Annotated in this window: 23 protein-coding genes; 10 read left to right on the top strand and 13 right to left on the bottom strand. The window is 68.4% G+C overall.

The features are described from left to right. A partial coding sequence (locus AC5RUH_RS14360; protein WP_494128916.1) for an Ig-like domain-containing domain occupies positions 1 to 705 on the top strand: 705 nt, incomplete at its 5' end. Positions 706 to 988: 283 nt separating this feature from the next. Here the strand turns inward: AC5RUH_RS14360 and AC5RUH_RS14355 are convergent. The 3 genes from AC5RUH_RS14355 to AC5RUH_RS14345 all read right to left on the bottom strand — a co-directional run bounded on the left by AC5RUH_RS14355 (position 989) and on the right by AC5RUH_RS14345 (position 5049). Then, positions 989 to 1795 (bottom strand): carbon-nitrogen hydrolase family protein, encoded by an 807-nt coding sequence (locus AC5RUH_RS14355; protein ID WP_494023864.1) that lies wholly within the window; start codon positions 1793 to 1795, stop codon positions 989 to 991. A 222-nt stretch (positions 1796 to 2017) separates the two neighbouring features. Then, positions 2018 to 3424, bottom strand: coding sequence for a pyridoxal phosphate-dependent decarboxylase family protein (locus AC5RUH_RS14350; protein WP_494128915.1), 1407 nt, complete (start codon positions 3422 to 3424; stop codon positions 2018 to 2020). A gap of 335 nt (positions 3425 to 3759) precedes the next feature. After that, positions 3760 to 5049 carry an adenylosuccinate synthase gene (locus AC5RUH_RS14345; RefSeq protein ID WP_494128914.1) on the bottom strand — a complete coding sequence of 430 codons (1290 nt, stop codon included), beginning with the start codon at positions 5047 to 5049 and terminating at the stop codon, positions 3760 to 3762. A gap of 554 nt (positions 5050 to 5603) precedes the next feature. On the opposite strand from AC5RUH_RS14345, the gene AC5RUH_RS14340 reads away from it, so the two are divergent. Next, on the top strand, positions 5604 to 6467 hold the full coding sequence (locus AC5RUH_RS14340) for a DUF72 domain-containing protein (RefSeq protein WP_494128913.1): 864 nt from the start codon (positions 5604 to 5606) through the stop codon (positions 6465 to 6467). A gap of 86 nt (positions 6468 to 6553) precedes the next feature. On the opposite strand, the gene AC5RUH_RS14335 is transcribed toward AC5RUH_RS14340, so the two are convergent. Continuing rightward, positions 6554 to 7174, bottom strand: coding sequence for a thymidine kinase (locus tag AC5RUH_RS14335; RefSeq protein WP_494128912.1), 621 nt, complete (start codon positions 7172 to 7174; stop codon positions 6554 to 6556). Between the two features lie 203 nt (positions 7175 to 7377). Next, positions 7378 to 7806 (bottom strand): SRPBCC family protein, encoded by a 429-nt coding sequence (locus AC5RUH_RS14330; RefSeq protein ID WP_494128911.1) that lies wholly within the window; start codon positions 7804 to 7806, stop codon positions 7378 to 7380. A 71-nt stretch (positions 7807 to 7877) separates the two neighbouring features. Here AC5RUH_RS14330 and AC5RUH_RS14325 point away from each other — a divergent pair, with 71 nt between their 5' ends. Beyond that, on the top strand, positions 7878 to 8207 hold the full coding sequence (locus AC5RUH_RS14325; RefSeq protein WP_494128910.1) for an ArsR/SmtB family transcription factor: 330 nt from the start codon (positions 7878 to 7880) through the stop codon (positions 8205 to 8207). Next, complete coding sequence (locus tag AC5RUH_RS14320) at positions 8204 to 8596, top strand: VOC family protein (RefSeq protein ID WP_494128909.1); 393 nt, start codon at positions 8204 to 8206, stop codon at positions 8594 to 8596. Before AC5RUH_RS14325 ends, AC5RUH_RS14320 begins: the two co-directional genes overlap by 4 nt. A 53-nt stretch (positions 8597 to 8649) precedes the next feature. Here AC5RUH_RS14320 and AC5RUH_RS14315 read toward each other — a convergent pair whose 3' ends face one another. The 3 genes from AC5RUH_RS14315 to fbaA form a co-directional block, all read right to left on the bottom strand. Continuing rightward, complete coding sequence (locus tag AC5RUH_RS14315; protein WP_494128908.1) at positions 8650 to 9429, bottom strand: cyclodeaminase/cyclohydrolase family protein; 780 nt, start codon at positions 9427 to 9429, stop codon at positions 8650 to 8652. A 192-nt stretch (positions 9430 to 9621) separates the two neighbouring features. Beyond that, positions 9622 to 10044: a DUF3151 domain-containing protein gene (locus AC5RUH_RS14310; RefSeq protein WP_494002017.1), complete on the bottom strand. Its 423-nt coding sequence runs from the start codon at positions 10042 to 10044 to the stop codon at positions 9622 to 9624. Next, positions 10044 to 11066, bottom strand: a complete 1023-nt coding sequence (gene fbaA / locus AC5RUH_RS14305; protein WP_493977221.1) for a class II fructose-bisphosphate aldolase — start codon at positions 11064 to 11066, stop codon at positions 10044 to 10046. Before fbaA ends, AC5RUH_RS14310 begins: the two co-directional genes overlap by 1 nt. A 184-nt stretch (positions 11067 to 11250) precedes the next feature. Between fbaA and AC5RUH_RS14300 the strand changes: the two genes are divergently transcribed. Then, positions 11251 to 12330: an NUDIX domain-containing protein gene (locus tag AC5RUH_RS14300; protein WP_494128907.1), complete on the top strand. Its 1080-nt coding sequence runs from the start codon at positions 11251 to 11253 to the stop codon at positions 12328 to 12330. 266 nt (positions 12331 to 12596) lie between these two features. Here AC5RUH_RS14300 and AC5RUH_RS14295 read toward each other — a convergent pair whose 3' ends face one another. After that, the gene (locus AC5RUH_RS14295; RefSeq protein ID WP_494128917.1) at positions 12597 to 13199 is read right to left on the bottom strand and encodes a TrmH family RNA methyltransferase; all 603 of its coding nucleotides are present in this window, start codon (positions 13197 to 13199) and stop codon (positions 12597 to 12599) included. 364 nt (positions 13200 to 13563) lie between these two features. Here AC5RUH_RS14295 and AC5RUH_RS14290 point away from each other — a divergent pair, with 364 nt between their 5' ends. Beyond that, a complete protein-coding gene (locus AC5RUH_RS14290) occupies positions 13564 to 14055 on the top strand; it encodes a YciE/YciF ferroxidase family protein (protein WP_494128906.1) in 492 nt (163 codons plus the stop codon). A gap of 200 nt (positions 14056 to 14255) precedes the next feature. On the opposite strand, the gene AC5RUH_RS14285 is transcribed toward AC5RUH_RS14290, so the two are convergent. The 4 genes from AC5RUH_RS14285 to AC5RUH_RS14270 form a co-directional block, all read right to left on the bottom strand. Then, positions 14256 to 15266 (bottom strand): thioesterase domain-containing protein, encoded by a 1011-nt coding sequence (locus AC5RUH_RS14285; protein ID WP_494024851.1) that lies wholly within the window; start codon positions 15264 to 15266, stop codon positions 14256 to 14258. A gap of 26 nt (positions 15267 to 15292) precedes the next feature. Continuing rightward, entirely contained in the window at positions 15293 to 15871 is a 579-nt protein-coding gene (gene pyrE, locus AC5RUH_RS14280; protein ID WP_494128905.1) for an orotate phosphoribosyltransferase, read from the bottom strand. A 158-nt stretch (positions 15872 to 16029) separates the two neighbouring features. Continuing rightward, the gene (locus AC5RUH_RS14275; protein WP_494128904.1) at positions 16030 to 16452 is read right to left on the bottom strand and encodes a hypothetical protein; all 423 of its coding nucleotides are present in this window, start codon (positions 16450 to 16452) and stop codon (positions 16030 to 16032) included. A 94-nt stretch (positions 16453 to 16546) separates the two neighbouring features. Next, complete coding sequence (locus AC5RUH_RS14270; RefSeq protein WP_494128903.1) at positions 16547 to 17749, bottom strand: ROK family transcriptional regulator; 1203 nt, start codon at positions 17747 to 17749, stop codon at positions 16547 to 16549. Positions 17750 to 17865: 116 nt separating this feature from the next. Between AC5RUH_RS14270 and AC5RUH_RS14265 the strand changes: the two genes are divergently transcribed. From AC5RUH_RS14265 to AC5RUH_RS14250, 4 genes are read left to right on the top strand one after another with little or no spacing between them, the layout of a single operon-like run. After that, positions 17866 to 19716, top strand: coding sequence for a sugar ABC transporter ATP-binding protein (locus AC5RUH_RS14265; protein WP_494128902.1), 1851 nt, complete (start codon positions 17866 to 17868; stop codon positions 19714 to 19716). Further along, on the top strand, positions 19713 to 20762 hold the full coding sequence (locus AC5RUH_RS14260; protein WP_494128901.1) for an ABC transporter permease: 1050 nt from the start codon (positions 19713 to 19715) through the stop codon (positions 20760 to 20762). The genes AC5RUH_RS14265 and AC5RUH_RS14260 overlap by 4 nt, the downstream gene beginning before the upstream one ends. Continuing rightward, positions 20759 to 21865 carry an ABC transporter permease gene (locus tag AC5RUH_RS14255; protein WP_494023877.1) on the top strand — a complete coding sequence of 369 codons (1107 nt, stop codon included), beginning with the start codon at positions 20759 to 20761 and terminating at the stop codon, positions 21863 to 21865. The genes AC5RUH_RS14260 and AC5RUH_RS14255 overlap by 4 nt, the downstream gene beginning before the upstream one ends. Before the next feature lies 1 nt (position 21866). After that, the gene (locus AC5RUH_RS14250) at positions 21867 to 23102 is read left to right on the top strand and encodes a substrate-binding domain-containing protein (RefSeq protein ID WP_494128900.1); all 1236 of its coding nucleotides are present in this window, start codon (positions 21867 to 21869) and stop codon (positions 23100 to 23102) included. Positions 23103 to 23150: the final 48 nt, after the last annotated feature.

The following is a 23150-nucleotide window of genomic DNA, read 5'->3' as shown; positions in this document are numbered from 1 at the left end:
CGCACCTACACCGTGCAGCTGACCGGCGGCATCCGGGACCTTTCGGGTAACCCGATCACGGCCACCACATGGAGCTTCACCACCGAAGCCGCGCCGGCCATCGCCGGACGGACCCCGGCGGTGAACGGCACCAACGTGGCCACCAATGGGAACCTGACGGTGACGTTCAGCGAACCAGTCCGGGGCGTCAGCGCCAGCACGGTGACGCTGAAGACCGCCGCAGGCGCGGTTGTACCGGCGACGGTCAGCTACAACTCTGCGAAGCGCACGGTCACCGTGACTCCCAAGGCGATTTTGCCGAGCAGCACCCGCTTCACGGTGAGCCTCAGCAACGGCATCACGGACGTCAACGGCAACCGCCTGGCGGCCTCCAGCTGGAGCTTCACGACGGAAAGCCGCCCCACGGTGTCCAAGCGGACGCCGGCAGCCGGAGCCACGTCGGTCAGCCGGAGCGGCAACGTGTACGTGAAGTTCAGCGAGGCTGTCTCCGGAGTCAGCGGGACCAGCTTCAAGCTGGTCGACAGCAAGGGCAAGACCGTTTCGGCCAGGATCAGCTACAACTCGAGCACCAAGACGGCAACCCTGAACCCGTCGAGCAACCTGAAGGCCAATGCGAGCTACAAGGTTCAGCTGAGCAGCAGCATCAAGGATGCCTCGGGCAACCGGCTGTCGGCCACCAGCTGGTCCTTTCGAACCGGACGGTAAATAACCGCCTCAACCAATAGAGTCCAGGCTTCGGAGTAATCCGGGGCCTGGACTCTGTTCGGGCCCAGGAGCCCCGAGGCCCACCGGCGTCAACACATCCCCGACCACCGGGATGACAGAAGCCGCGCCACAGCTTGTTGGGGGGTTAAGCTCTGGCGCGGCTTCCTCATCTACGTAATCGCGGCCGGATACGGAAAAGTTACGGGTTGGGTGAAAACTTTCTCGAAAATATTTTTGACCGCCCCCGGCCGCCCCTCCCGGCCGCCGCCCGGCCGCCGCAGCATCAGTGCGCCGAGACGATCTCCACCGTGTTGGTGAGCCGCCGGTTTTTCAGCACCGGCAAAAACTCGCGCACCTCGTCGATCCGGCGCCTGGTCACGTCAACGGTGACCACGCCGCGGAGTTCGTCGTCCAGGAAGCCCTTCGGGATGCCCATCGGGTCCAGGATCGCCGAATGGCCCACGGTGTTGGTGCTCGACGTGCCGGCCGCGGCCACCCAGCAGGTGTTCTCGATGGCACGGGCGCGCAGCAGCGTTTCCCAGTGGTCGATCTTGTGGTCACCCTTGAACCAGGCGGCCGGAACGCAGAGTACGTCGGCGCCCTCCGATGCCAGCGCGCGGGCGAGCTCGGGGAAGCGGAGGTCGTAGCAGGTAAGCACCCCGAAGTTCAGGTCGCCCAGCTGCACGATCTTCAGGCCGCCGTCGCCGGGCTTGATCCGCTTGGACTCCTGGTACGAGAACGCGTCGTAGAGGTGAAGCTTGCGGTAAGTGTCGACAATCCGGCCGGTGGCGTCGACGATCACCAGCGTGTTGTACGGCCGTTCCTCGCCGCTGGATTCGTAGCCGCCGGCGATGATCGCGATGCCGACTTCGGCGGCGATGAAGGACAGCTGCTGCACGAACTTGGTCCAGTTGGCGTCCACGGCCGCGGCCAGGTCGCCCTCGACGTGGCGCACGGTGAACATCGATTCCTCGGGAAACACGACCAGCTCGGCGCCGTCGGCCTTGGCTTCTTCCGCGAGCGAGCGCACCGTCTGGAGGTTCTCGGTCACGTCCCCGCTGGGGTTAAGCTGTCCGACGCTGATCTTCATGATGCGCTCCCGTCTTGATGGCGGTGTGTATGTCCTTCCAGCCTACCTAAGACCAACTCGCCGGACGCTTCCGCAAGCCCAGTGGATTCACCGCACGACGACGGCGCACCGGCTCAGTGGGTACCGGCGCCACTCCTTTTGCGACTCGCGGAGTGCCCCGGCCATCCGGGCCTGCCCTGCAATGCCGGCGGCTTGCCGAGTTATCCGGCACTCCGGTCGGCGTCAGAGGCTATCGGCGCAGCGCAGGATCGCCTCCACGGAGCGGTCGGCGTCTTCTTCCGTGGTGGACCAGTTGCTGACGCTTATCCGCATGGCGGCCCTGCCGTGCCACGTGGTCCCCGAGAGCCAGAGTGTTCCGTCCTCCTGCACCCGGCGCACCACCTCGCGGGTGAAGTCGTCCGGGTCCGAGCCGTCCTCCGGCGTGAACCGGACCAGCACCTGGTTGAGCACCACCTCGTTGAGGATCTGCACGCCGTCCGCCTCGACCAGCCGCCCGGCCATCCGCGATGCCAGCGAACAGCAGCGCCCCACGAGGTCCGCCACCCCCTCGCGGCCGAGCGTCCGCAGCGCGGCGTAGGCGGGGAAGCCGCGGGCACGGCGGGAGAACTCCGGCACCCAGGCCACCTCGTCCCGTTCGGCCCCGTACTCCAGGTAGGCGGCATGCGGCGGGGACATGGTGCGCTGGTGCACTTCGGCGTCGCGGACAATGGCCACGCCGGAGTCGTACGGGACGTTGAGCCACTTGTGCGCGTCGGTGGCCCACGAGTCGGCCAGGTCCACGCCGTCCAGCAGGTGCCGGTGCTCCGGGCTGGCGGCTGCCCACAGCCCGAACGCGCCGTCGACGTGGACCCAGGCGCCCTCCCGCCGTCGTACGCGGTCCACCGCCGGCCGGATGGGATCGAAGGACCCGGTGTTCACATTGCCGGCCTGCAGGTTGACGATCAGCGGCATGTCGGCGGGAATCCGGTCCAGCACGGCGTCGAGCGAGTCCAGCGTGATGCGGCCCTGCGCGTCGGTGGCCACCGAGTAGACCCTGCGGCGACCCAGGCCCAGGTACTGCAGCGCGGTCAGCACGGTGCTGTGGGCTTCTTCCCCTACGACGACGGCGATCTCCGGCGCGCCGAACAGGCCGTCGCCCACCACGTCCCAGCCCATCCGTTCCAGCACCGCCGTCCGTGCCGCAGCCAGGCAGGTGAAGTGGGCCATCTGGCAGCCGGTCACCAGGCCGAAGCCGGAATCCGCGGGCAGCCCGAACAGGTCCAGCAGCCAGGCGCCCACTGCCTCTTCCACTACTGAGGCGGCCGGACCGGCCACATACAGCCCGGCGTTTTGGTCCCAGGTGGAGGTCAGCCAGTCGGCGGCGAGCGCTGCGGGCTGGGCGCCGCCGATCACGAAGCCGAAGTAACGCGGACCGGCCATCGCCACGGCGGCCCGCCCGCCGACGTCGGCCAGGTGCTCAATGACCGCCTGCGGATCTTCGCCCTGCCGCGGCAGCTCTCCCGCCAGCTCGCGGCGCAGGGCATCCACATCCAGCCCCGATTTCACCGGTCGTCCGGGCAGGGATTGCAGGTATTTTGCCGCCAGCTCGGCCGTGCGGTGGAGAAGTTCGTCGTCCGCCATGACGAGCATGTTACGCCGGGACCCTGCCCTGCGACAGGCGGCGGGCCTTAAGGGCGCGCTTGCCGCGAAGGCATCCCGCAGCAAGCAGGGCAGATCCGGGCACTCATGGGTCGGCCGGGATGGCGTCGGCGATCCGCGGCCCGAGGCGGGCGCAGAGTGGGGCGCGGACATCGCTGCCCGCGCCCCCGCCGTCGTCATCTATTGGTGTCCGTTGAGGCCTTAGCCCCGTGCCCCGCCGTCGTCAGCTAATGGTGCCCGTTGAGGCCTTAGCCCCGTGCCCCGCCGTCGTCATCCAGCGGTGAGGGCCCGACGGCGCACCCGACGCACCGCCGTCGTTGGTCCTGCTATTCGCTGATCAGGTCCCGCACCACGATGGTCTGGTCGCGGTCGGGGCCAACGCCGATGGCGGAGAACCGGGTGCCGGAGAGCTTTTCGAGCGCCAGCACGTAGTTGCGGGCGTTCTCGGGCAGGTCGTCCAGGGTCCTGGCGCCGGTGATGTCCTCGGTCCAGCCCTCGAAGTACTCGAAGATCGGCTTGGCGTGGTGGAACTCGGTCTGGGTCATCGGCATCTCGTCGTGCCGGATGCCGTCCACGTCGTAGGCGACGCAGACCGGGATCTGTTCGATGCCGGTGAGGACGTCCAGCTTGGTCACGAAGTAGTCCGTGAAGCCGTTGACCCGGGCGGCGTGGCGGGCCAGCACGGCGTCGTACCAGCCGCAGCGCCGCGGCCGGCCGGTGTTCACGCCGAACTCCCCGCCCTTTTTCTGCAGGTACTCGCCCATGTCGTCGAACAGCTCAGTGGGGAACGGCCCGGCGCCCACGCGGGTGGTGTACGCCTTGATGATGCCCACGGCACGGTTGATCCGGGTGGGGCCGATGCCCGAGCCCACGGACGCGCCGCCGGCCGTCGGGTTGGATGAGGTCACGAACGGGTAGGTGCCGTGGTCCACGTCCAGGAACGTGGCCTGGCCGCCCTCCATCAGCACGACCTTGCCCTCGTCCAGCGCCTTGTTCAGCACGTAGGTGGAGTCGATGACCATCGGGCGCAGCCGCTCGGCGAAGGAGAGGAAGTACTCGACGACCTCTTCCACGTGCACGTCCCGGCGGTTGTACACCTTGACCAGCAGTTCGTTCTTCTGCCGCAGCGAGCCTTCGACCTTCTGCCGCAGGATCGATTCGTCGAACACGTCCTGCACGCGGATGCCCAGCCGGGCCACCTTGTCCATGTAGGCGGGGCCGATGCCGCGGCCGGTGGTGCCGATCGCGCGCTTGCCCAGGAAGCGTTCGGTCACCTTGTCCATGGTCTGGTGGAACGGGGCCACCAGGTGGGCGTTGGCGGAGACGCGCAGCCGCGAGGTGTCCGCGCCGCGGGCCTCGAGCCCGTCGATCTCCTCGAAGAGGGCTTCCAGATTGACCACGCAGCCGTTGCCGATGATCGGAGTGGCGTTGGGGGAAAGGATGCCGGCCGGCAACAGCTTCAGCTCGTACTTCTCCCCGCCGACGACGACGGTGTGCCCGGCGTTGTTGCCGCCGTTGGGCTTAACCACGTAATCCACGCGGCCGCCGAGCAGGTCGGTAGCCTTGCCTTTTCCTTCGTCGCCCCACTGGGCTCCGACGATCACAATTGCTGGCATGGGATCCTCCCCCATTCGATGCGGCGGAAGCCCCGGACAGACTGCACATCAAGGAGCCGCTGCCGCGCATGAGAACGCCCCTCACTCCGGATGGAGTATTTGGGGCTCTTACCCGCCAAGTTTAGCGGATGGGCCTCAGTCGACCGGAATCCGCGCGGTCGGATGCGGTTTTGGGGCCGAAACCGGTGGGCGGTGGCGGGCCCTTCGGCTCCTGGGAGCGGAATGTCGCTCGACCGGCCGCTCTTGGGACGCGGCCGTAGCCCCTCCGGCTCCTGGGGCCCGACGTCGCTCGAGGACCGAAACCGGGACGCGGCCGCAGCCCTCCAACTCCCCGGACCCGACGTCGCTCGAGGGCGAAACCGGGACGCCAGCTTCGAGTGGTGAGAAGATGCAGCGAAACCGGCCGTTTGGCTGCATCTTCTCGCCACTCGATGAGGCCATGGCTCTCGTGCCCGGTTGCGGCAGCGCTTCAAGGATGCGCAACGCCCCACGGCACGACGGCGGAGCGCGGCTTGCTCTGGCTTGCGCCGCCGGGGCCGGGTAGCGTGCGGGACATGGCCGCCTCTCAACCGATGGCACGGATCGGCATCTCCGGCTGGCGATACCCGCGCTGGCGCGGCACGTTCTACCCAAAGGGCCTGCCCCAGCGCCGCGAACTGGAGTATGCCTCCGGCCACCTGAATTCAGTCGAAATCAACGGCACGTTCTATTCGCTGCAGCGCCCCTCCAGCTTCCGGCAGTGGCACGCCGAGACGCCTCCGGACTTCGTGTTCGCGGTCAAGGGCGGGCGGTACATCACCCACATGAAGGGCCTGAAGGACGTCCGGGACGCCTTGGCGAATTTCTACGCATCGGGAATCCTGGGCCTGGGCGAAAAGCTCGGACCGTTCCTGTGGCAGCTGCCCGAACGCGCCAACTACGACGCCGAGGTGATGGAAAAGTTCCTGGTCCAGCTGCCGCGCAGCACGAACGCGGCCGCCGCCTTGGCCGCCGGGCACACCGAACTGATGAAGGACAGGACTTGGATCCCCGACGACGGCGCCGACCGGCCGCTGCGCCACGCCCTCGAGATCCGCAGCACCACGTTCATCAACGAGGAGTTCTACGACCAGCTGCGCCGGCACAACACGGCCCTGGTGCTGGCCGACAGCGCCGGAAAGTGGCCGATGCTGGACGAGATCACGGCCGACTTCGCCTACGTCCGGCTGCACGGAAAGGACGAACTCTACGTCAGCGGCTACCGGGACGCAGACCTGGACCGGCTGGCCTCGATGGTCACCGGATGGCTGGACGGTTCGGGCTGCCCCGACGGCGCGGGCCGGGATGCCTACGTGTACTTCGACAACGACGTCAAGGTCCACGCACCGTTCAACGCGATCGGGCTTGCCGAACGGCTGGATATTCCAGCCGGCACGTGACCCGGGGCTTCGCCGACACGTGCCCGCTCACGCAGATCCTCCGCTGCCCGGCTCTGCCCGTGGACCGCGGCGGCTGCCGCCGAACGCTAGAGCGCGCCGCCGGAGGCCTCGAGGTAGCAGGTGCCGCAGAGCGATTCGTACCAGACGTCCTCGCCGTCGATGGCGACCTGCTCGCCGTCGAACACAATCTCCCCGCCCACGCGGCGCGTGTTGAAGACTGCCTTGCGCCCGCAGCGGCAAATGGTCTTCAGTTCCTCGAGGGAGTGCGAGATTTCCAGGAGCCGCCGCGCCCCCGGGAAGGCCTGGGTGCGGAAGTCGGTGCGGATGCCGTAGGCCAGCACCGGCACGTTGTCCATCACCGCGATGCGGAACAGGTCGTCGATCTGTTCCGGTTCCAGGAATTGGGCCTCGTCCACCAGCAGGCACGCCACCGGCTGCACGTCCACATGTTCCAGGAGGGCTTCGGGGTCCTCGCCCGCGGCCACCCGGCCGAAGTGTTCGCGCACGGATTCACCCGAACGGATCAGGAAGTCCACGTCCCGGGCCATGCCCAGCCGGGAGACGATCTTGCTGTCCCCCTTGGTGTCCATCTGCGGCTTGGCCAGCAGTACGCGCTGCCCGCGCTCCTCGTAGTTGAAGGCTACTTGGAGCAGTCCGGTGGATTTGCCGGAGTTCATCGCCCCGTAGCGGAAGTAGAGCTTGGCCAACGCAGTCCTTTCAAGCGGTCCCAGCAGTCGATTCTACTGAGCCGGACGCCGGGTGGACGGCAGCAGGGTCGGCGCGCGGCTCCCGCAAAGGGCTTCGCGGGGATCACGGCGAAGCTTCCGCAGCGGCTTTCGGGATCGCGGAGCAACTCCATCGCAGCCCACGACCGGAGTCAGCGCGGCTCCCGCGAAGGACACGACCGGGATCACGGCGCAGCTTCCGCAAATCGCTTGAAGCGGGCCAGCTGGCCGGAATCAGCCTCCGCGATGGCCCGCCGGATCTGTTCTGCCATGGCGGCCAATTCCTCGCTGACCACGACGTCGGCGGTCAGCGTCAGCCGGGTCGCGCCGCCGTCGCCGTCCAACTCGTAGCGGTAGTCGGCCCGCACGTCCCCCTGCGAGGAGGTGATGGTGATGCTGCGGCCGACGTCGAGCTCGGTCACCGTGCTGCTGCGGTCGTGCCCCTGGGAACGGAAGCTGATGGATTGGCCAACCGCCAGCGGCCCCTCGGCGTGCATCTCGTTCACGCCGGGCATCCATGCGGGCGCAGCGGCCCAATCCGTCAACAGCGCCCAGGCCCGCGCCGGCGGCACAAAGACCTGCTCGGAGGCCGTGAATGCCGTGGTCGCACCCATACCTGCATCATGCCTGCCCGGCTGCCGCGGCAAAAGACCACGCGGGCCCGGCGCCCAGAAAACATGCTCCCTTGATTGGCAACCTGCGGGTTGCCTATTATGGACGGGTGGACACGGTCTTCCAAGCCTTAAGTCATCCGACTAGGCGGATCCTGCTGGACGAGCTGGCCGCGCACAACGACCAGACGCTGTTCGAGCTGACCGTGCGCCTGATCAACAACCACCATCTCACCATCACCCGTCAGGCTGTCACCAAGCACCTCGCGATCCTGCGAGAGGCCGGCTTGGTGACCGCCAGCAATCGTGGACGCACTACCGTCCACCATCTGAATACTGCCCCGCTCACACCTGCGAGGGAATGGCTAGCCCATCTCCCGCCGTCTTCTAAGGAATCACCATGATCATCACCACCACCAGCGTCTTTGTTGACGACCAGCAGAAAGCCCTGGAGTTCTACACCGAGAAGCTGGGGTTCCAGCTCAAGAACGATGTGCCCGTAGGCGACGACCGTTGGCTGACTGTTGTCTCACCCTCGGCCCCGGACGGCGTGGAACTGCTCCTGGAACCGTCCGGCCATCCGGCGGTAAAGCCGTTCAAGGAAGCTCTGGTCGCCGACGGCATCCCCTTCAACAGCTTCGGGGTGGACGACGTGCAAGCCGAGTACGAGCGCTTGTCGGCGCTGGGAGTGCAGTTCGTGCAGGAGCCCGCCGACATGGGACCGGTCGTCACGGCCGTGTTTGACGACACTTGCGGCAACCTCCTTCAAATCGCCAGCATGAAGGAGGCGTAGCCGGGGCCTCGCTCCGTCATGCGCGGCGGGGTTGCGCTGTCGATGTCGCTCGTTTAGTCCAGGACGCGGCGCCGGACCGACGCCGCCAACTCCTCGGCACGGCGCACCACGTCGTCCGCCTTCCGCGTGTGGTCCTGCAGCGACTCCTGGATGGATTCCTCCCGGATAGACGTCAGGTTGGCCTCGACCGTGATCCGCGCCGTCGCCGCGGCGGCTCGCGCCGCTTCGGCGGCCACGGCAATGTCGCTCAGCACGTTTGGATTGCACACGCCCACCAACTCTGTGCCCAGACGCACGACGGCGGAGGCCAAGTCCAGTTGGGCCCTCGCCGGGAGTGTCGCCTCCACGAGCGACTCCCGGATGGCCGCGCTGCGACGGCTGCGCTCGTCGTCTGTTGAGTTGGGGAGCTTGTAGCAGTCAACGACCCTGCGGAATTTCTCCTCGTCGGACACCGCCGCGTGCACCGCCGCCCGGGTCAGTTCGCCGGCCTCGGCCAGTATGGCCTCCAGGTCCGGATCCGCGCCGGAGCCGGCGGAGGCACCGCCGTCGTTGCGGGCTGAGCCTGTGGAGCGGCCGCTGCGGTCCGTGCCTGAGGAGGCACCGCCGTCGTTGTGCGCCGAGCCCAAGGAGCCGCCGTCGTCGCGCGCCGCACTTGCGGAGGCGCCGCCGTCGTCGTTGTTCTTCGCCGCGCTCCGCTCGGTAAACCGCGTCACCATGCCGATCAGCGCCGCCGCCTGCGCCGCGTGGATCGCTCCGACCGCTCCGGCGCCGGGCGTCGGCTGATTGGAACCGAGCCGGCCCAGGTACTCGTCGATGGTCTCCGATCCGCTCACGCCCCGGCTCCTTCCGTTGATCCTGTGGCCGTGCCGCCGCTGCCTGCTCCCATGTTTGCATCATGCCCAACAACGGGTCGGCAGGAAAGTGCCCGACGGGCTGGAGGAGGCAGGGCAGCCACCACCCGGGCACTGAAAACGGGAGCTGCCGTGCGGCGAGCTCCCGTTTCCACCCGAAAGATTTATTGCAGATCAGGCGCCTTCGATGGCCGCCCGGGCGTTCGGGTCCGAGTCGGCCAGGAACTTGCCAATCCGGTCCACTTCTTCCGCCTCGCCGATCGCTCCGGCGGCGCGGCCCAGGGCGTAGAGCGCGCGCAGGAAACCGCGGTTGGGCTCATGCTCCCAGGGGATGGGGCCCGCTCCGCGCCAGCCCGCCCGGCGCAGGGCGTCCAGGCCGCGGTGGTAGCCCACGCGGGCGTAGGCGTACGAGTCGATGGTCCGCCCCTCGGAGTACGCCTCGTCGGCGAGGATCGCCCAGACCAGGGAGGACGTGGGGAACTTCGCGGCCAGGTCCAAGGCTTCGTCGCCGGCTTCCAGCCGGGCCAAGACGTCGGTCTCCTCCGGCAGGTAGGTCGGCTCCGGGCCCAGCAGGTTGGTGCGGAAGGGTTCGGTCATTACTTCACCGACTTTCCGGCCGAGCCCAGGCGCTCGGCGGCCTCGACGACCCGGGCGGCCATCGACTTCTCGGCGGCGGCGCCCCAGACACGCGGGTCGTAGGCCTTCTTGTTGCCGACCTCGCCGTCCACCTTCAGCACGCCGTCGTAATTGCTGAACATGTGGCCGGCGACCGGGCGGGTGAAGGCGTACTGGGTATCGGTGTCGACGTTCATCTTGATGACGCCGTACGCAACGGCGTCGGCGATCTCCTGCTCGGAGGAGCCGGAGCCGCCGTGGAAGACCAGGTCAAACGGATTGGTCTTGCCGATCTTGGCTCCGACCTCGGCCTGGATCTGCTTGAGCAGCTCGGGGCGCAGCTTCACTCCGCCCGGCTTGTACACGCCGTGCACGTTGCCGAAGGTCAGGGCGGTGATGTAGCGGCCCTTCTCCCCCGCGCCGAGTGCCTCGATGGTCTTCAGGCCATCGTCAACCGTGGTGTAGAGCTTTTCGTTGATCTCGTTTTCGACGCCGTCCTCCTCGCCGCCGACGGTGCCGATTTCCACTTCCAGGATGATCTTGGCCGCGGCGGTGCGGGCCAGCAGGTCCTCGGCGATGCGCAGGTTCTCCTCCAGCGTCTCGGCCGAACCGTCCCACATGTGCGACTGGAAGATGGGGTCCTCGCCGCGCTTCACCGCGGCCTCGGACTCGGCCAGCAGCGGCAGCACGAAGCCGTCCAGCTTGTCCTTCGGGCAGTGGTCGGTGTGCAGCGCCACGTTGACCGGGTACTTCTTGGCCACCTCGCGGGCGAAGGCGGCGAAGCCCAGCGAGCCGGCAACCATGTCCTTGACCCCGGCACCGGACCAGTAGGCGGCGCCGCCGGTGGACACCTGGATGATGCCGTCGGACCCGGCGTCCGCGAAACCTTGCAGCGCAGCGTTGAGGGTCTGCGAGGAGGTCACGTTGATCGCAGGGTAGGCGAAGCCGCCCGCCTTGGCACGGTCAATCATGTCGGCGTAGATCTCAGGGGTTGCAACGGGCATGCTGACTCCTTGGCTAGCGATACGGATTCGAAGGCGTTGCCTCTGAGCCCATCCTATCGACTCGTGTCCGGGCAGCAGTTGCCGCGACGACTGTGAAGCCGGGTAGCCCCGTCGGCTGGCGGAGCCGCGGCTCTGTCGCTCGCTTCCACCTGACCCCGCCCTCCGACCGTGGCAAGCTGGAATCATGACTGAAACCCCGCCGCCATTCCACGGTCCGCGCGATCCCGGCGACGCCTGGGTGGAGGGGCCGGACGGCACCCGGATGTGGGGCCGGTTCGGCTCCGCCGGGCTGCTGGCGGTGGACCGCGAGCGCGGCATCCTGCTCCAGCACCGCGCCAAGTGGAGCCATTTCGGCGACACCTGGGGAATTCCCGGCGGGGCGAGGCATCAGGACGAACCGGCCGTCGATGCCGCCCTGCGCGAGGCCAACGAGGAAGCCGACGTCCCACTCGACGCGCTGGCGCCGCTGTTCACCACCGTCCTTGACCTGGGCTTCTGGTCCTACACAACCGCCGCCGCCAGGACCGTTCGCCCGTTCGAACCGGAAATCACCGACGCCGAGAGTTTGGCCCTAGCCTGGGTCCCCCTGGACGAGGTCGACCAGTTGCCGCTGCATCCGCACTTCGGCGAGGCCTGGCCGCGGCTCCGCACGCTGCTGGAGCACCCGCCGGTGCTTGTGGTCGACGCGGCGAACGTGGTCGGTTCCCGGCCGGACGGCTGGTGGAAGGACCGCCCCGGCGCCGCGCGCCGGCTGCTCGCCTCGCTTCACGCCACCCTGGCAGCGGGGCTTCCCGCAGACCTGCTGGAAGTGCCCGCCGGCACCGTCTGGCCGCGCACCGTCGTCGTCCTGGAAGGCGCGGCAAAGGAGGCCGCTCCCGCCGGTCTGGCAGGCCCGGCAGTCGCGGGGAGCCCGGACGGGCAGCCACGCCAAGTGGACACGGCAAACCCGGATGGGCACGACGGCGGGGCGAACCGGGCACGGGCCGGCGTCGGCACGGACTCCGCGAGCTCCCCGGCGACGGCGCAGGACGGCGAAACAGCAGCCCAAGCCTCGGCCGCGCGTCGCCGAGGGGTGGAGCTGGAAGTGGTGCATGCTGCGGGGTCGGGCGACGACGAAATTGTGGCCCAGGTGGAGAAGGCCTTCGGCACGGACCCGGAGGCGCCGGTGACCGTGGTCAGCTCCGACCGCGGGCTGCGCGAGCGGGTTGAAGCCCTCGGCGCCCGAACGGTCGGCGCCGGAGCGTTACTGGAGCTGCTCGGCTGACTGCTGGCCCAGCGCCAGCGCCACTCCTGAAACCGACGGTCGATGCCGACCGACCGTCGACCGGGCACATCGACATATGCGCGCCTTTCCATGATGGGCGCCTTTCCCGAGCACTGCCGGCGGACTAACTTCCCACGTTTCGACGGGGCCCGAAGCATCGCCGCAGGTCAGGGGCCTGTGGACAAACGAAACGTGGGAAGTTACAGCTAAAGCTGGGAAGTTAGGCGCGGCGGGAGAGCGGCGCACCGCACAGGCGGTCCTTGCCGCTAGACCGGCTGGGCGAAAACGTGGCGCCGGATCCATGCGTGCATCGCGATGGCCGCGGCGGCGGAAGCGTTGATCGACCGGGTCGAGCCGAACTGCGCGATGGACAGCGTGGCGTCGGCTGCGGCGTGCACCTCCGGCGTCAGCCCGGGCCCCTCCTGCCCGAACACCAGCACGGCGTTCTCCGGCAGGTCGTAGGTTTCCAGCGGCACCGAGTCGGGGAAGTTGTCGATCCCGATGATCCGCAGGCCCTCGCCCTGCGCCCACGCCACGAAGTCCTCCACGGTGGGATGGTGCCGGACGTGCTGGTAGCGGTCGGTGACCATCGCCCCGCGCCGGTTCCACCGCCGTCGTCCGATGATGTGCACTTCCTTGGCCAGGAAGGCGTTGGAGCAGCGCACCACGGAGCCGATGTTGAGGTCGTGCTGCCAGTTCTCGATGGCCACGTGGAAGTTGTGCCGGCGGGTGTCCAGGTCCGCGACGATCGCCTCGTGCTTCCAGTAGCGGTACTGGTCGGTCACGTTGCGTCGGTCGCCGTCGGCCAGCAGCTGCGGATCCCAATGGTCACCGTCCGGCAACGGCCCCTCCCATGGTCCGACGCCGATGGCCGGCTCCGGTCCGTCGGCCTCGGAGCCGTTCGGGGCGGCTTCCCGCGCGCCGGTTTCGGAGCCGTTCGGGGCAGCTTCCCGGGTGCCGGTCTCGGAGCCCTTCGGGGTTGCCGCCGGGGTATCGGGCCGTTCGCCGACCCCATCGGTCAACCTCGGTCCGGCCCCGGTTTCCCCTGCTTTTTCTTCCACCCCACAAGCCTAGGGGACAGACCGCAGCCTCAGGCACCGTGGCCTGGAGGGGCGGCTCATCGCAGTGCGGAAGGGGCCGCCGCGGGAGCCGCCGACGGAGCCGCAGCGGGTTGTGCACGATTAACCAGGATGATAAGCATACTGATAACCACCCTCAAGAAAAGGAGTTTCAATGGCTGAATTGACCACCCCCGAGGAACTTTTCGCTTTCAAGCTGGGCGTCGCGCTGCGATCGGAACATGACGTGCTCAAGATGCTCGAAGAGAACCAGAAGGTTGCAGGGAGCCAAGAGCTGAAGGACATGCTCAGCCACCATCAGGACGAGACGCGTGAACAGATTACGTATATCGAAAAATGCTTCAAGGTCCTGGGATTGGAGGCCAAGGAGCAGCGCTCCCCGGTGAGCAAGGGTTTGGCCGAGGAAGCGCAGGCCGCCTTGGACAAGGTGGATCCCAGCCTGGTGGACATGGTCATCGTGGCCGGGGCGCTGGACACGGAACATCATGAGGTCGCCTGCTACACCACGCTGATCACCTCGGCGGAGGCCCAGGGCCAGACCGAAGTCGTGGAGCTGCTTCAGCAGATCCTGGGCCAGGAAGAAAGCACTCGGGACAAGCTGATCGAGTTTGGCCGGAAGCTCGCCCAGGAAGCCGCCGCCAAGTAGGGCGACGGCCGGCGCGATGGCCGCCGGCGCACGCCAAGTAGCGCGACGGAGCGCGGCCGGACGGCTCGATGGTCTGGCCGCCGCACGGGGTAAACAGCGAAAGGGAGCGGAGCTGCGTGGGCGGCCCCGCTCCCTTTCGCGTGCCTGCCGCTCCGCTTCCCGTCGCGCGCAGCGGAAGTAACCTGCCGCCGGCCCCCTTACTAGTAGTAGGTTTTGCGCCCGCCGACCACCGGCAGCGGGAAGAATTCGTCCGCCACCTGCTGGACGATCGGCACGTAGATCGCTGAATTCCACTGCGGGCTGGCGTGGGCCGGCCGGGCGCCTTCGGTGACCAGGTTGTTGGTGAGGAAGTTCGCCTCATAGTTCACCAGCCAGCTGCGCCGCGCCGTTGCGTAGTTGACCGTCTGGTCCCCGGGGTTGCCCATCCAGGCGATGCGGGTGTCGCCGATGCTGTGGCGGAAGCGATACGCGTCGAAGTGATAGATGTACGAGGACTGGGACTGGATCAGCGTGCTGGACACGGCCAGCGGCGACAGCTGCTCCATGGTCTGCTCGACGATCTGCCGCCAGGTGCGCTCGTCCTTGTGCACAATGCGCTCGCCCAGCTCGTACCCGCCCCGCAAGTAGCTGGGCACCCGGTAGCCGGCCTCGTAGAGGAAGACCACGCCTTCGAACATGGTCTTGTCCAGCACGTCGAAGCGGCTGTACGGGGACGAATCCATCAGGATCAGTTCCACCGGGAAGCCCTTGGCGCGCAGCCGCGCGGTCATTTCCACGGCCACCATGCCGCCGAAGCTGTGCCCGTAGAAGTAGAGCCGCTGCAGGTCGTTGTCCTGAATGTGCTTCTGCAGCACCTCGGTCAATTCGGCCAGGTCCAGGCCGCGGTTCGAATAACCCGCCACCGCCAGCCGGCCGCGGTCCACCAGCCCGCCGCGCAACGAGTTCAAGATCCACAGCCCCTCTTCCCAGCTGGTCTTGTACCCGGGGAAGAGCACCCAGCTGCTGCGGGGGAAGCGCCGGTCCGCGCGTTCGTCGTCCAGCGTGAGGATCTGCGCTTCGTTGCGCATCTCCTGGATGGCCCGGGTGGCCGCCAGGTCGGCGGCGGTGCCCAGCCCGAAAGCGGCACCGATCAGGAACGAGCGGCGCGAAACCCGGTGCAGGTTGCTGGCCAGGCGCAGCTGGCGGAAGGCGTGGTTCCTGCGGAGATCCATCATTCGAGCTGGCCGGCCACCGGCGGCTAGTCCAGCTCCAGTTCGTCCTTGCCGAAAGCGAAGAAATAGGGCACGCCGGCTTCGGCCTCGATGCGTTCCTTCGCTCCGGTGTCGCGGTCCACAATGACTGCCACGGCCTGAACCTGCCCGCCGGCCTGGCGCACGCCTTCGACCGCGGTCAGCGCGGATCCGCCGGTCGTGGAGGTATCCTCCAGCACGACGACGGGGCGATCCTTCACCTCCGGACCCTCCACCTGGCGGCCCATGCCGTAGGACTTCTGCGCCTTGCGCACCACAAACGCGTCGACGGCTCGTCCGTCGTCTCCGGCCGCGTGCATCAGCGCCGTCCCCACCGGATCGGCCCCCATGGTCAGGCCGCCGGCTGCCTGGAATTCGATGCCGGCCTCGTCGAGCATAGCCAGCATGACCCTGCCGACCAGCCGGGACGCTTCATGGTGCAGGGTGACCCGCCGCAGGTCGATGTAGTAGTCGGCTTCGGCGCCGCTGGAGAGGGTGACCCTGCCGCGCACTACGGCCAGTTCCTTAATCAGTTCGAGCAGGCGGGCGCGGTCGGCCGCTGGATCGGCCACGGGAGTCTGGGTCATGGCTCTTAGTCTATGGGGTTGCCCCCGCCGCACCGGGAATCCATGACAGGCCTCGCGGCCCCACCGGAGCCCTCAAACCGGGCGCCGCGGGACGCCGCCGACCCCCAGATCCGACACCGTCAGGCGCCGCCGGACGCCGCCGGACCGCCCTGTGCCAGTCAGAGCCCGCGGACCAGCAGGTTCGGGTGCAGCTGCTCCCAGCCCTCGGCCAGGTCCTTGCCCGCGTCGTAGTGATCCTGGACCAGCTTGGCCCACACCCCGGACGTGCCGAGTTCGACCGGCTCGCGCCCAGTACCGCCGCAACCGCTGGATGCCCCGGAGGCTCCCACCTCCACGATGATCACGCACACGCCGTGGTCGGCCGGGTTGTCCGGGACTGCGGCATAGAAGGCGAAGTCGCTCGTTTCCGCCAAGGACCGGACGCTGCCTGGTGCCACGCGCAGGACCTCGGCTCCGCCCACCAGCTTGTCGTCCGGGCCGGCCGGGACCTGCAGCGCGCCGATCCCGGACGTCGCCCCGGCGCAACCGGCGAGCGCCAGGAGGACGACGGCGCCGGCTGCCAGCGTGGCCAATCTGCGCATGACGCCCTGCCTCTCCCGAGTACGTTCGTCCCACGCTAGCCGCGGAAGCATACCGACGGGACGCCCGCTCCATTACGAAGCGATAACTTCGCAGTCAAGCCGACGCGGCCGCTTCGATCGCTTCGGGCGAGAGCACGTGCCCGATCGCCAGCGCCACCGCTCCCAGCACGCCGGCGCGCTGCCCGGCTACGGACGGGGCGATCCGCAGATGCTCGGTCGCCAGCGGCAGCGAGCGCCGGTAAACCACTTCCCGAATCCCGGCCAACAGGTGCTCGCCCGCCTGCGCCAGCCGCCCGCCGATCACGATGACCGATGGGTTGATCAGGTTCACGCAGGTGGCCAGCACGTCGCCGATGTCCCGGCCGGCCTGGCGCACCGCCTGGATCGCCTGCGGGTCGCCGGAGCGGACCAGTTCGATCACGTCCTGGCTGCTTTCGGCCTTCTTTCCCCCGACCGCAAGCACGGCCGCGAGGGCGGGCCCGCCGGCGAGCGCCTCCAGGCAGCCGGTGTTCCCGCACCGGCACACCACGTCGTCGCCCCGGGGCACCCGCACATGCCCCAAGTCCCCGGCGGTACCCTGGGCGCCGCGTTGCAGCTGCCCCGAGGAAATGATGCCGGCCCCGATCCCCGTGGCCACCTTGATCAGCATCAGGTCGGCGGTGTCGGGCCAGGCCATCGCCTGCTCGCCCAGCGCCATGATGTTGACGTCGTTGTCCACCAGCACCGGCACGTCGAAATGCTGCTGCACCAGCGCCGGGACGTCCACCCGGTCCCAGCCGGGCATGATCGGCGGATTGATCGGCCGCCCCGTGTCATGTTCGACCGGTCCGGGCAGCCCGATGCCGAACGCGCCCAGGTCCGCCGCGCCCCGCCCCGCGTCCTTCAGCAGCCGCGCCACGGCGTCGGTCAGCCAACCCAGCACGATGTCCGGGCCGCTGGCGATGCTCAGCTCGGCGCGCTCCTCGGCCAGGACGTCGCCGGAGAGGTCGGCCACGACGACCCTGGCGTGCGTGGCGCCGAGGTCTGCGCCGACCACCAGGCGGGCGGCCGGGTTGAGCGCAAACAACGACGGCGGCCTTCCGCCGGTCGAGGTCGCTCCCCCAATGGGGGCAATCAGCCCCAGCCGCATCAACGAATCCACCCGGGCGGTCACCGTGGACCGCGCCAAGCCGGTCAACTGCGCCAGCTCCGCCCGGGTGCGCGGCTGGCCGTCGCGCAGCAGCTGGAATACCTCGCTTGCTCCGGCAGCCGGCTGGGCGGCCAGGCGCTGCGGCGGGGCGACATCGGACTTCAACACGCTTTCAGTACAGCACGCACCACTTCTGTTTGTCTCTACCGAAACTAACAATTCATGGCCAAACAACTTTTGCCTGACCCTCGACAAAACTATGTGACGCGTGCCACAGTGAGTGGGTGGAGCAGACGAGCAACACTGTGGCCGACAGCGGCGCCGGACGGGGGAAACCCGTTCTCGAGGTCCGCGGCCTGACCAAGAGCTTCTTCGGCAATCCCGTGCTGCAGGACGCGTCACTGACGCTGCACGCCGGCGAGGTCCACGGCGTCGTTGGGGAGAACGGCGCAGGAAAGTCGACGCTGATGAAGATCTTGGCGGGCGTGTACCAGCGGGACTCGGGAACTGTGCTGTTGGACGGCGAAAGCGTCCAGTTCAGCCATCCCACCCAGGCACACGAAGCCGGGCTGTCCACCGTCTTCCAGGAATTCAACCTGCTGCCGGACCGCACGGTGGCGGAGAACATCTACCTGGGCCGCGAGCCCCGCAAGGGCCTGCTGGTCAACCGGGCCAAGATGAACGCCGCCACCGCGGAACTGCTGGAGTCGCTGGGCATCGGCTCCATCCGGCCCACGGCGCTGGTCCGATCGCTCTCCGTGGCCGAGCAGCAGATCGTCGAGATCGCCAAGGCCGTCAGCTACGAGGCCCGGATCATCTCCATGGACGAGCCGACCGCCGCGTTGTCCGGGCCGGAAGTGTCCCTGTTGTACGGGATCGTGGGGAGACTGGCCGAACGCGGCACCGGCATCCTCTACGTCTCGCACCGGCTGCGCGAGGTCTTCGACCTCTGCCAAACCATCACCGTGCTCAAAGACGGGCGGGTCGTGGGTACCAAACCGGCCACCGAACTCGATGATGCCTCGCTGGTCCGGATGATGGTCGGCCGCCCCATCTCCGCGTACTTCCCGGACAAGCTCCCGCCCGCGCCCGCGGCACAGAGCACCGACCGCAACGCCCCGCTGCTCGCACTCGCCGGCGCCGGCAACGACCAGCTGGACGGCATCAGCCTGCGCCTGATGCCCGGCGAGATCGTCGGCGTCGCCGGCCTGCAGGGGTCCGGCCGCACCGAACTGTTGCAGGCGATCTTCGGCGCCGCGCCGTTCAACCGCGGCAGCATGCAGCTGGCGGGCCGTCCGGTCCGTCCGCATTCTCCCCGCCAGGCGGTGCGGCACGGCATCGCGCTGATCACCGAGGACCGCAAGGCGCAGGGCCTGAGCCTGAACCAGTCCTTGCTGGACAATGCGCTGGGCGTGGTCCGCGCCGTGTTCCCCAAGCGCACCGCGACCGTACGCCGCGCCGTCGCCGGCTCGTTCAGCGCGCTGGAAGTCGTCGCGCGGGACCTGGACCAGGAGGTGCAGTACCTCTCCGGCGGGAACCAGCAAAAGATCGTGCTGGCCAAGTGGCTGGCGGTGTCCCCGGGCGTGGTGCTGCTGGACGAACCGACCCGGGGCATCGACGTCGGGGCCAAGGTCGCGGTGTACCGGCTGATGCGCCAGCTGGCGGCCGAGGGGAAGGGCGTCCTGATGGTTTCCAGCGAACTGCCCGAGGTGATCGGGATGTCCGACCGGATCCTGGTGATGCGCGACGGGCAGATCGCCGGCGAACTGCCGGCCGGCGCCACCGAGGAGGAAATCCTGCGGCTGGCCACCGGCGCGCGCGTACCGGGGACGGCCTCCGATGGCACGCCGCCGGCTCCGGACTACGACGGAGGCGATCGCCTCGCGGTGGCGGGGCACGACGGCGGTGCCCACCTTGGGGACGAGGGGCACGACGACGGCGCCCGCCTCGCGGACGCGGGGCGCGTTCGGGACAAAGGGCACGACGGCGATGCCCGCCTCGGGGACGCTGGCCGCGTTGGTGACGCGGGGCGCAGTGGGGACGCGGGGCACGGCGGTGCCCGCCTAGGGGACGCAGGACACGGCGGCGGGTCACATGTGGCGGAGGACCGCGGCACCACGGGAGGGACACCATGACGACCACGCAAACCCCGGTCCCCGCCCGGCGGGCAGGGGCCGGCGGCGGATTCTTCGCGCGGCTGACCTCCACCCAGATCGTGTACCTGGTGGCCCTGCTGACCCTGATCGCCGGCAGCATCCTGGTGGCCACCGCCGGCCGAAACTTCTTCAGCCCGGGCAACATCTCCGCCATCCTGACCGGTACGAGCGTGCTGGGCTTCATCGCCATCGGCCAGACGCTGGTGATCCTGGTCGGCAGCCTGGACCTCTCGGTGCCCTACGTGACCAGCCTGGCCAGCCTGATAGCGGCCGGGGTGATGGCCAACCGGAGCGAAAACGTGCCGGCCGCCGTGCTGCTGGCACTGGGTGTCTCCGCCGTCATCGGTCTGGTCAACGGACTGATTGTTGCCGGCCTCAAGGTGCACGGGTTCATCGCCACGCTCGGCATGGGCCTGGTGATCAGCGGCTACCTCGGCACCAACTACAAGGGCAGTTTCGGCCAGACCCCGTTCTCCTTCCGGCTGATCGGCGCCACCGGGATAGGGCCGGTGCCGATCTCCACCCTCATCATGCTCGCCTGCGCCGCCCTCGTGCTGCTGATGCTGCACCGCACCCGCATGGGGCACCACATCTATGCCGTCGGCGGCGACAGCAACGTGGCCCGGATGTCCGGCATCCGCGTCCCGGGCGCCGTGATTACCGCCCACGTCATCTGCTCCACCCTCTCCGGCATGGCCGGGCTGCTGCTGGCCAGCCGGCTGGGCGTCGGCAGCCCCACCGTGGGCTCGCAGGGCGGCTACGACCTGCTCTCGATCGCCGCCGTCGTCCTGGGCGGGACGCTGCTGGCCGGCGGCAAGGGATCCGTCGCCGGCACCCTGGGCGGCGTCCTGATCTTCGCGATGCTGGACAACATTATGTCCGTGCTCCAGGTCAACCCGTTCCTGAAGGACGTGGTCCGCGGCGTGGTGATCGTGGTCGCCGTCGCCGTCTATGCCCGCCGCACCATCGTCGCCCGGCCTCCGCGCTACGGGCACGGCGCCCAACAGCAGGAGGTGCAGGCATGAGCACGGTTCTGGATTCGGAGGCCGGCGGCAGGGTGCTGCAGCAGAACCGGGCCGGACGCGGCCAGCGCTTCCTGCGCAGCCTGCGGACTCCCGGCGGCGGCATCTTCGTGCTCCTGGCCGCGCTGCTGGTGGCCATCATCGTCCTGAACCCGTCGTTCGGCGAGCCCGGGTCCTTCATTCGCTTCATAGGCCGGACCGCCCCGATTGCGATCGCCGCCATCGGGCAGTACTTCGTGATCGTTTCCGGCGAGTTCGACCTGTCCATGGGATCGGTAGTGACCATGCAGGTGATCGTGGCCGGCAACCTGATCGGCCAGGACGACGCCAAGGTCATCCCCGTGCTGGCGCTGATGTTCGTCCTCGGGGCGGTCATCGGGCTGATCAACGGGCTGATCACCACCCTGCTCAAGGTCCCCAGCTTCATTGTCACCCTGGGCATGATGCTGGCGCTGCTGGGCCTGGTGCTCAACTGGACCGGCGGCGCCGCCCAGGGCAACCCGGCGGACAGCTTCCGGCAGATAGGCCGTGGCGGCATCGAAAACGTGCCGGTGCTGGAGGTCATCCCCTACCCGGTCATCATCCTGGCTGCCGTCGCCGTGCTCGCCGTCTGGATGATGCGCCGGCCCTACGGGCGCACGCTGGTCGCCGTCGGCGACAACGACGTGGCCGCAGCCCTAACCGGCGCCCGGGTCTGGTGGGTGCGCACGCGGGCCTTCATGCTGTCGTCGCTGGCCGCCACCGTGTCGGGGATCCTGCTGGTCGGGTATGCCGGGGTCCATCCGTCGGTGGGCCAAGGCTACGAGTTCACGGCGATCACCGCCGTCGTACTGGGTGGGGTGGTGCTCGGTGGCGGCCGCGGCTGGGTGCTCTCTGCCGCGGCGGGAGCGTTCGCCCTGGAGTTGCTGTTTACGCTGCTGAATTTCCTGGGCGTGGCATCCACCTGGCGGGACACCGTGCAGGGCGCCATCATCATCGTCGCTGTTGCTGCCGCCGCGCAGTCGTGGCAGCGCAAGCGGCGCGGGGGCTCTGCGGCCGCGCAGTCCGAACAACACATCATCGCGGCACCAGAGCCCGCTGAGGGCACCGACAAGGGAGGGAACTGACATGACGAGGAAACGTCTAAGTACCGCGGTCGCGCTCACAGCGGCCGCGTCGTTAATGGCCATGACCGGCTGTACCACCGATCCGTCGATCACCGAGGAGACCGGCGGCCCCGGCGGCGCGGCCAGCCCGTCACCGGCGGAAAGTGCGGAGGCCTCCACGGAATGGTTCGACCAGGCCGTCTACGACGAGCAGTTCGAACAGCGGACCGCCGAATTCGAGGGCGACCCGGAGCAGCCGTGGCTTCAGTACATCGATGGCGAGATGACCGACACCAAGAAGTTCGCCTCCGAGGGCGCCAAGAAGGTCTGCTTCGCCAACGCGTCGATCTCCAACCCGTGGCGGCAGACTGGCTGGATCACCATGAACCAGCAGTTGAAGGTGTTGCAGGACGAGGGGGTCATCTCCGAAATGGAGACCCGGGACGCGCAGGACGACTCGAACACGCAAATTGCCGACATCGACTACTTCATCAGCGAAGGCGAATGCGACGCGTTTGTCATCTCGCCGAACGCCACCGCGGCGCTGACGCCTGCGGTGGAGCGGGCCTGCGACACGGGCAAGCCCGTGGTGGTGTTCGACCGCGGTGTGGAGACCGACTGCGCCACCACGTTCATCCACCCGATCGGCGGTTTCGCCTGGGGCATCGACACCGCCAACTTCCTCTCCGAACGGCTGCAGGAAGGCGACAAGGTGGTGGCGCTGCGCATCCTGCCCGGCGTGGATGTGCTGGAACAGCGCTGGGCGGCGGCGGAGAAGATCTTCAAGGAGAACGGCATCGAAGCCACCGACTACTTCACCGGCGCCGACCCGACCGAGATCAAGAAGATCATCTCCGACGAGCTCGCCACCGGCGATGTCCAGGGTGTCTGGATGGACGCCGGCGACGGCGCGGTCGCGGCGATCGAAGCGTTCGAGGACGCCGGCAAGGACCTGCCGGTCATGACCGGCGAAGATGAGCTGAGCTTCCTGCGCAAATGGAAGGACACCGGCATCGACGCGCTGGCTCCGGTCTACTCCAACTTCCAGTGGCGCACGCCGCTGCTGGCCGTGCAGAAGATCTTCGCCGGCGAGGAAATCCCGGCCGAGTGGGTGCTGCCGCAGGTTCCGATCCCTGCCGACGAGCTGGACGACTGGCTGAAACGCAACGACGGCATGCCGGACGGCCACTACGCGAAGTTCGGCGGGGAAGACCTGCCCGGCTATCCCGAGGTCTGGCAGGAACGCCAGATTCCGTAGAACGTGCGGGCCGGCCGGGCCCGGGGAGGGTGCCCGGCCGGCCCGCCA

The sequence above is a fragment of the Arthrobacter sp. Y3223166 genome (assembly GCF_059090935.1).
Note: the sequence above shows the minus strand (reverse complement) of the source record. Positions and strands in the feature narration are given on the sequence as shown.

What these genes read in the sequence shown, in the direction of transcription:
- AC5RUH_RS14330 (WP_494128911.1), bottom strand. Translation starts at nt 7,806, where the DNA reads ATGGGTGCGACCACGGCATTCACGGCCTCCGAGCAGGTCTTTGTGCCG.
- AC5RUH_RS14285 (WP_494024851.1), bottom strand. Translation starts at nt 15,266, where the DNA reads ATGGATCTCCGCAGGAACCACGCCTTCCGCCAGCTGCGCCTGGCCAGC.
- AC5RUH_RS14320 (WP_494128909.1), top strand. Translation starts at nt 8,204, where the DNA reads ATGATCATCACCACCACCAGCGTCTTTGTTGACGACCAGCAGAAAGCC.
- AC5RUH_RS14255 (WP_494023877.1), top strand. Translation starts at nt 20,759, where the DNA reads ATGAGCACGGTTCTGGATTCGGAGGCCGGCGGCAGGGTGCTGCAGCAG.
- AC5RUH_RS14300 (WP_494128907.1), top strand. Translation starts at nt 11,251, where the DNA reads ATGACTGAAACCCCGCCGCCATTCCACGGTCCGCGCGATCCCGGCGAC.
- AC5RUH_RS14340 (WP_494128913.1), top strand. Translation starts at nt 5,604, where the DNA reads ATGGCCGCCTCTCAACCGATGGCACGGATCGGCATCTCCGGCTGGCGA.
- fbaA (WP_493977221.1), bottom strand. Translation starts at nt 11,066, where the DNA reads ATGCCCGTTGCAACCCCTGAGATCTACGCCGACATGATTGACCGTGCC.
- AC5RUH_RS14345 (WP_494128914.1), bottom strand. Translation starts at nt 5,049, where the DNA reads ATGCCAGCAATTGTGATCGTCGGAGCCCAGTGGGGCGACGAAGGAAAA.
- AC5RUH_RS14310 (WP_494002017.1), bottom strand. Translation starts at nt 10,044, where the DNA reads ATGACCGAACCCTTCCGCACCAACCTGCTGGGCCCGGAGCCGACCTAC.
- pyrE (WP_494128905.1), bottom strand. Translation starts at nt 15,871, where the DNA reads ATGACCCAGACTCCCGTGGCCGATCCAGCGGCCGACCGCGCCCGCCTG.
- AC5RUH_RS14250 (WP_494128900.1), top strand. Translation starts at nt 21,867, where the DNA reads ATGACGAGGAAACGTCTAAGTACCGCGGTCGCGCTCACAGCGGCCGCG.
- AC5RUH_RS14355 (WP_494023864.1), bottom strand. Translation starts at nt 1,795, where the DNA reads ATGAAGATCAGCGTCGGACAGCTTAACCCCAGCGGGGACGTGACCGAG.
- AC5RUH_RS14350 (WP_494128915.1), bottom strand. Translation starts at nt 3,424, where the DNA reads ATGCTCGTCATGGCGGACGACGAACTTCTCCACCGCACGGCCGAGCTG.
- AC5RUH_RS14290 (WP_494128906.1), top strand. Translation starts at nt 13,564, where the DNA reads ATGGCTGAATTGACCACCCCCGAGGAACTTTTCGCTTTCAAGCTGGGC.
- AC5RUH_RS14275 (WP_494128904.1), bottom strand. Translation starts at nt 16,452, where the DNA reads ATGCGCAGATTGGCCACGCTGGCAGCCGGCGCCGTCGTCCTCCTGGCG.
- AC5RUH_RS14260 (WP_494128901.1), top strand. Translation starts at nt 19,713, where the DNA reads ATGACGACCACGCAAACCCCGGTCCCCGCCCGGCGGGCAGGGGCCGGC.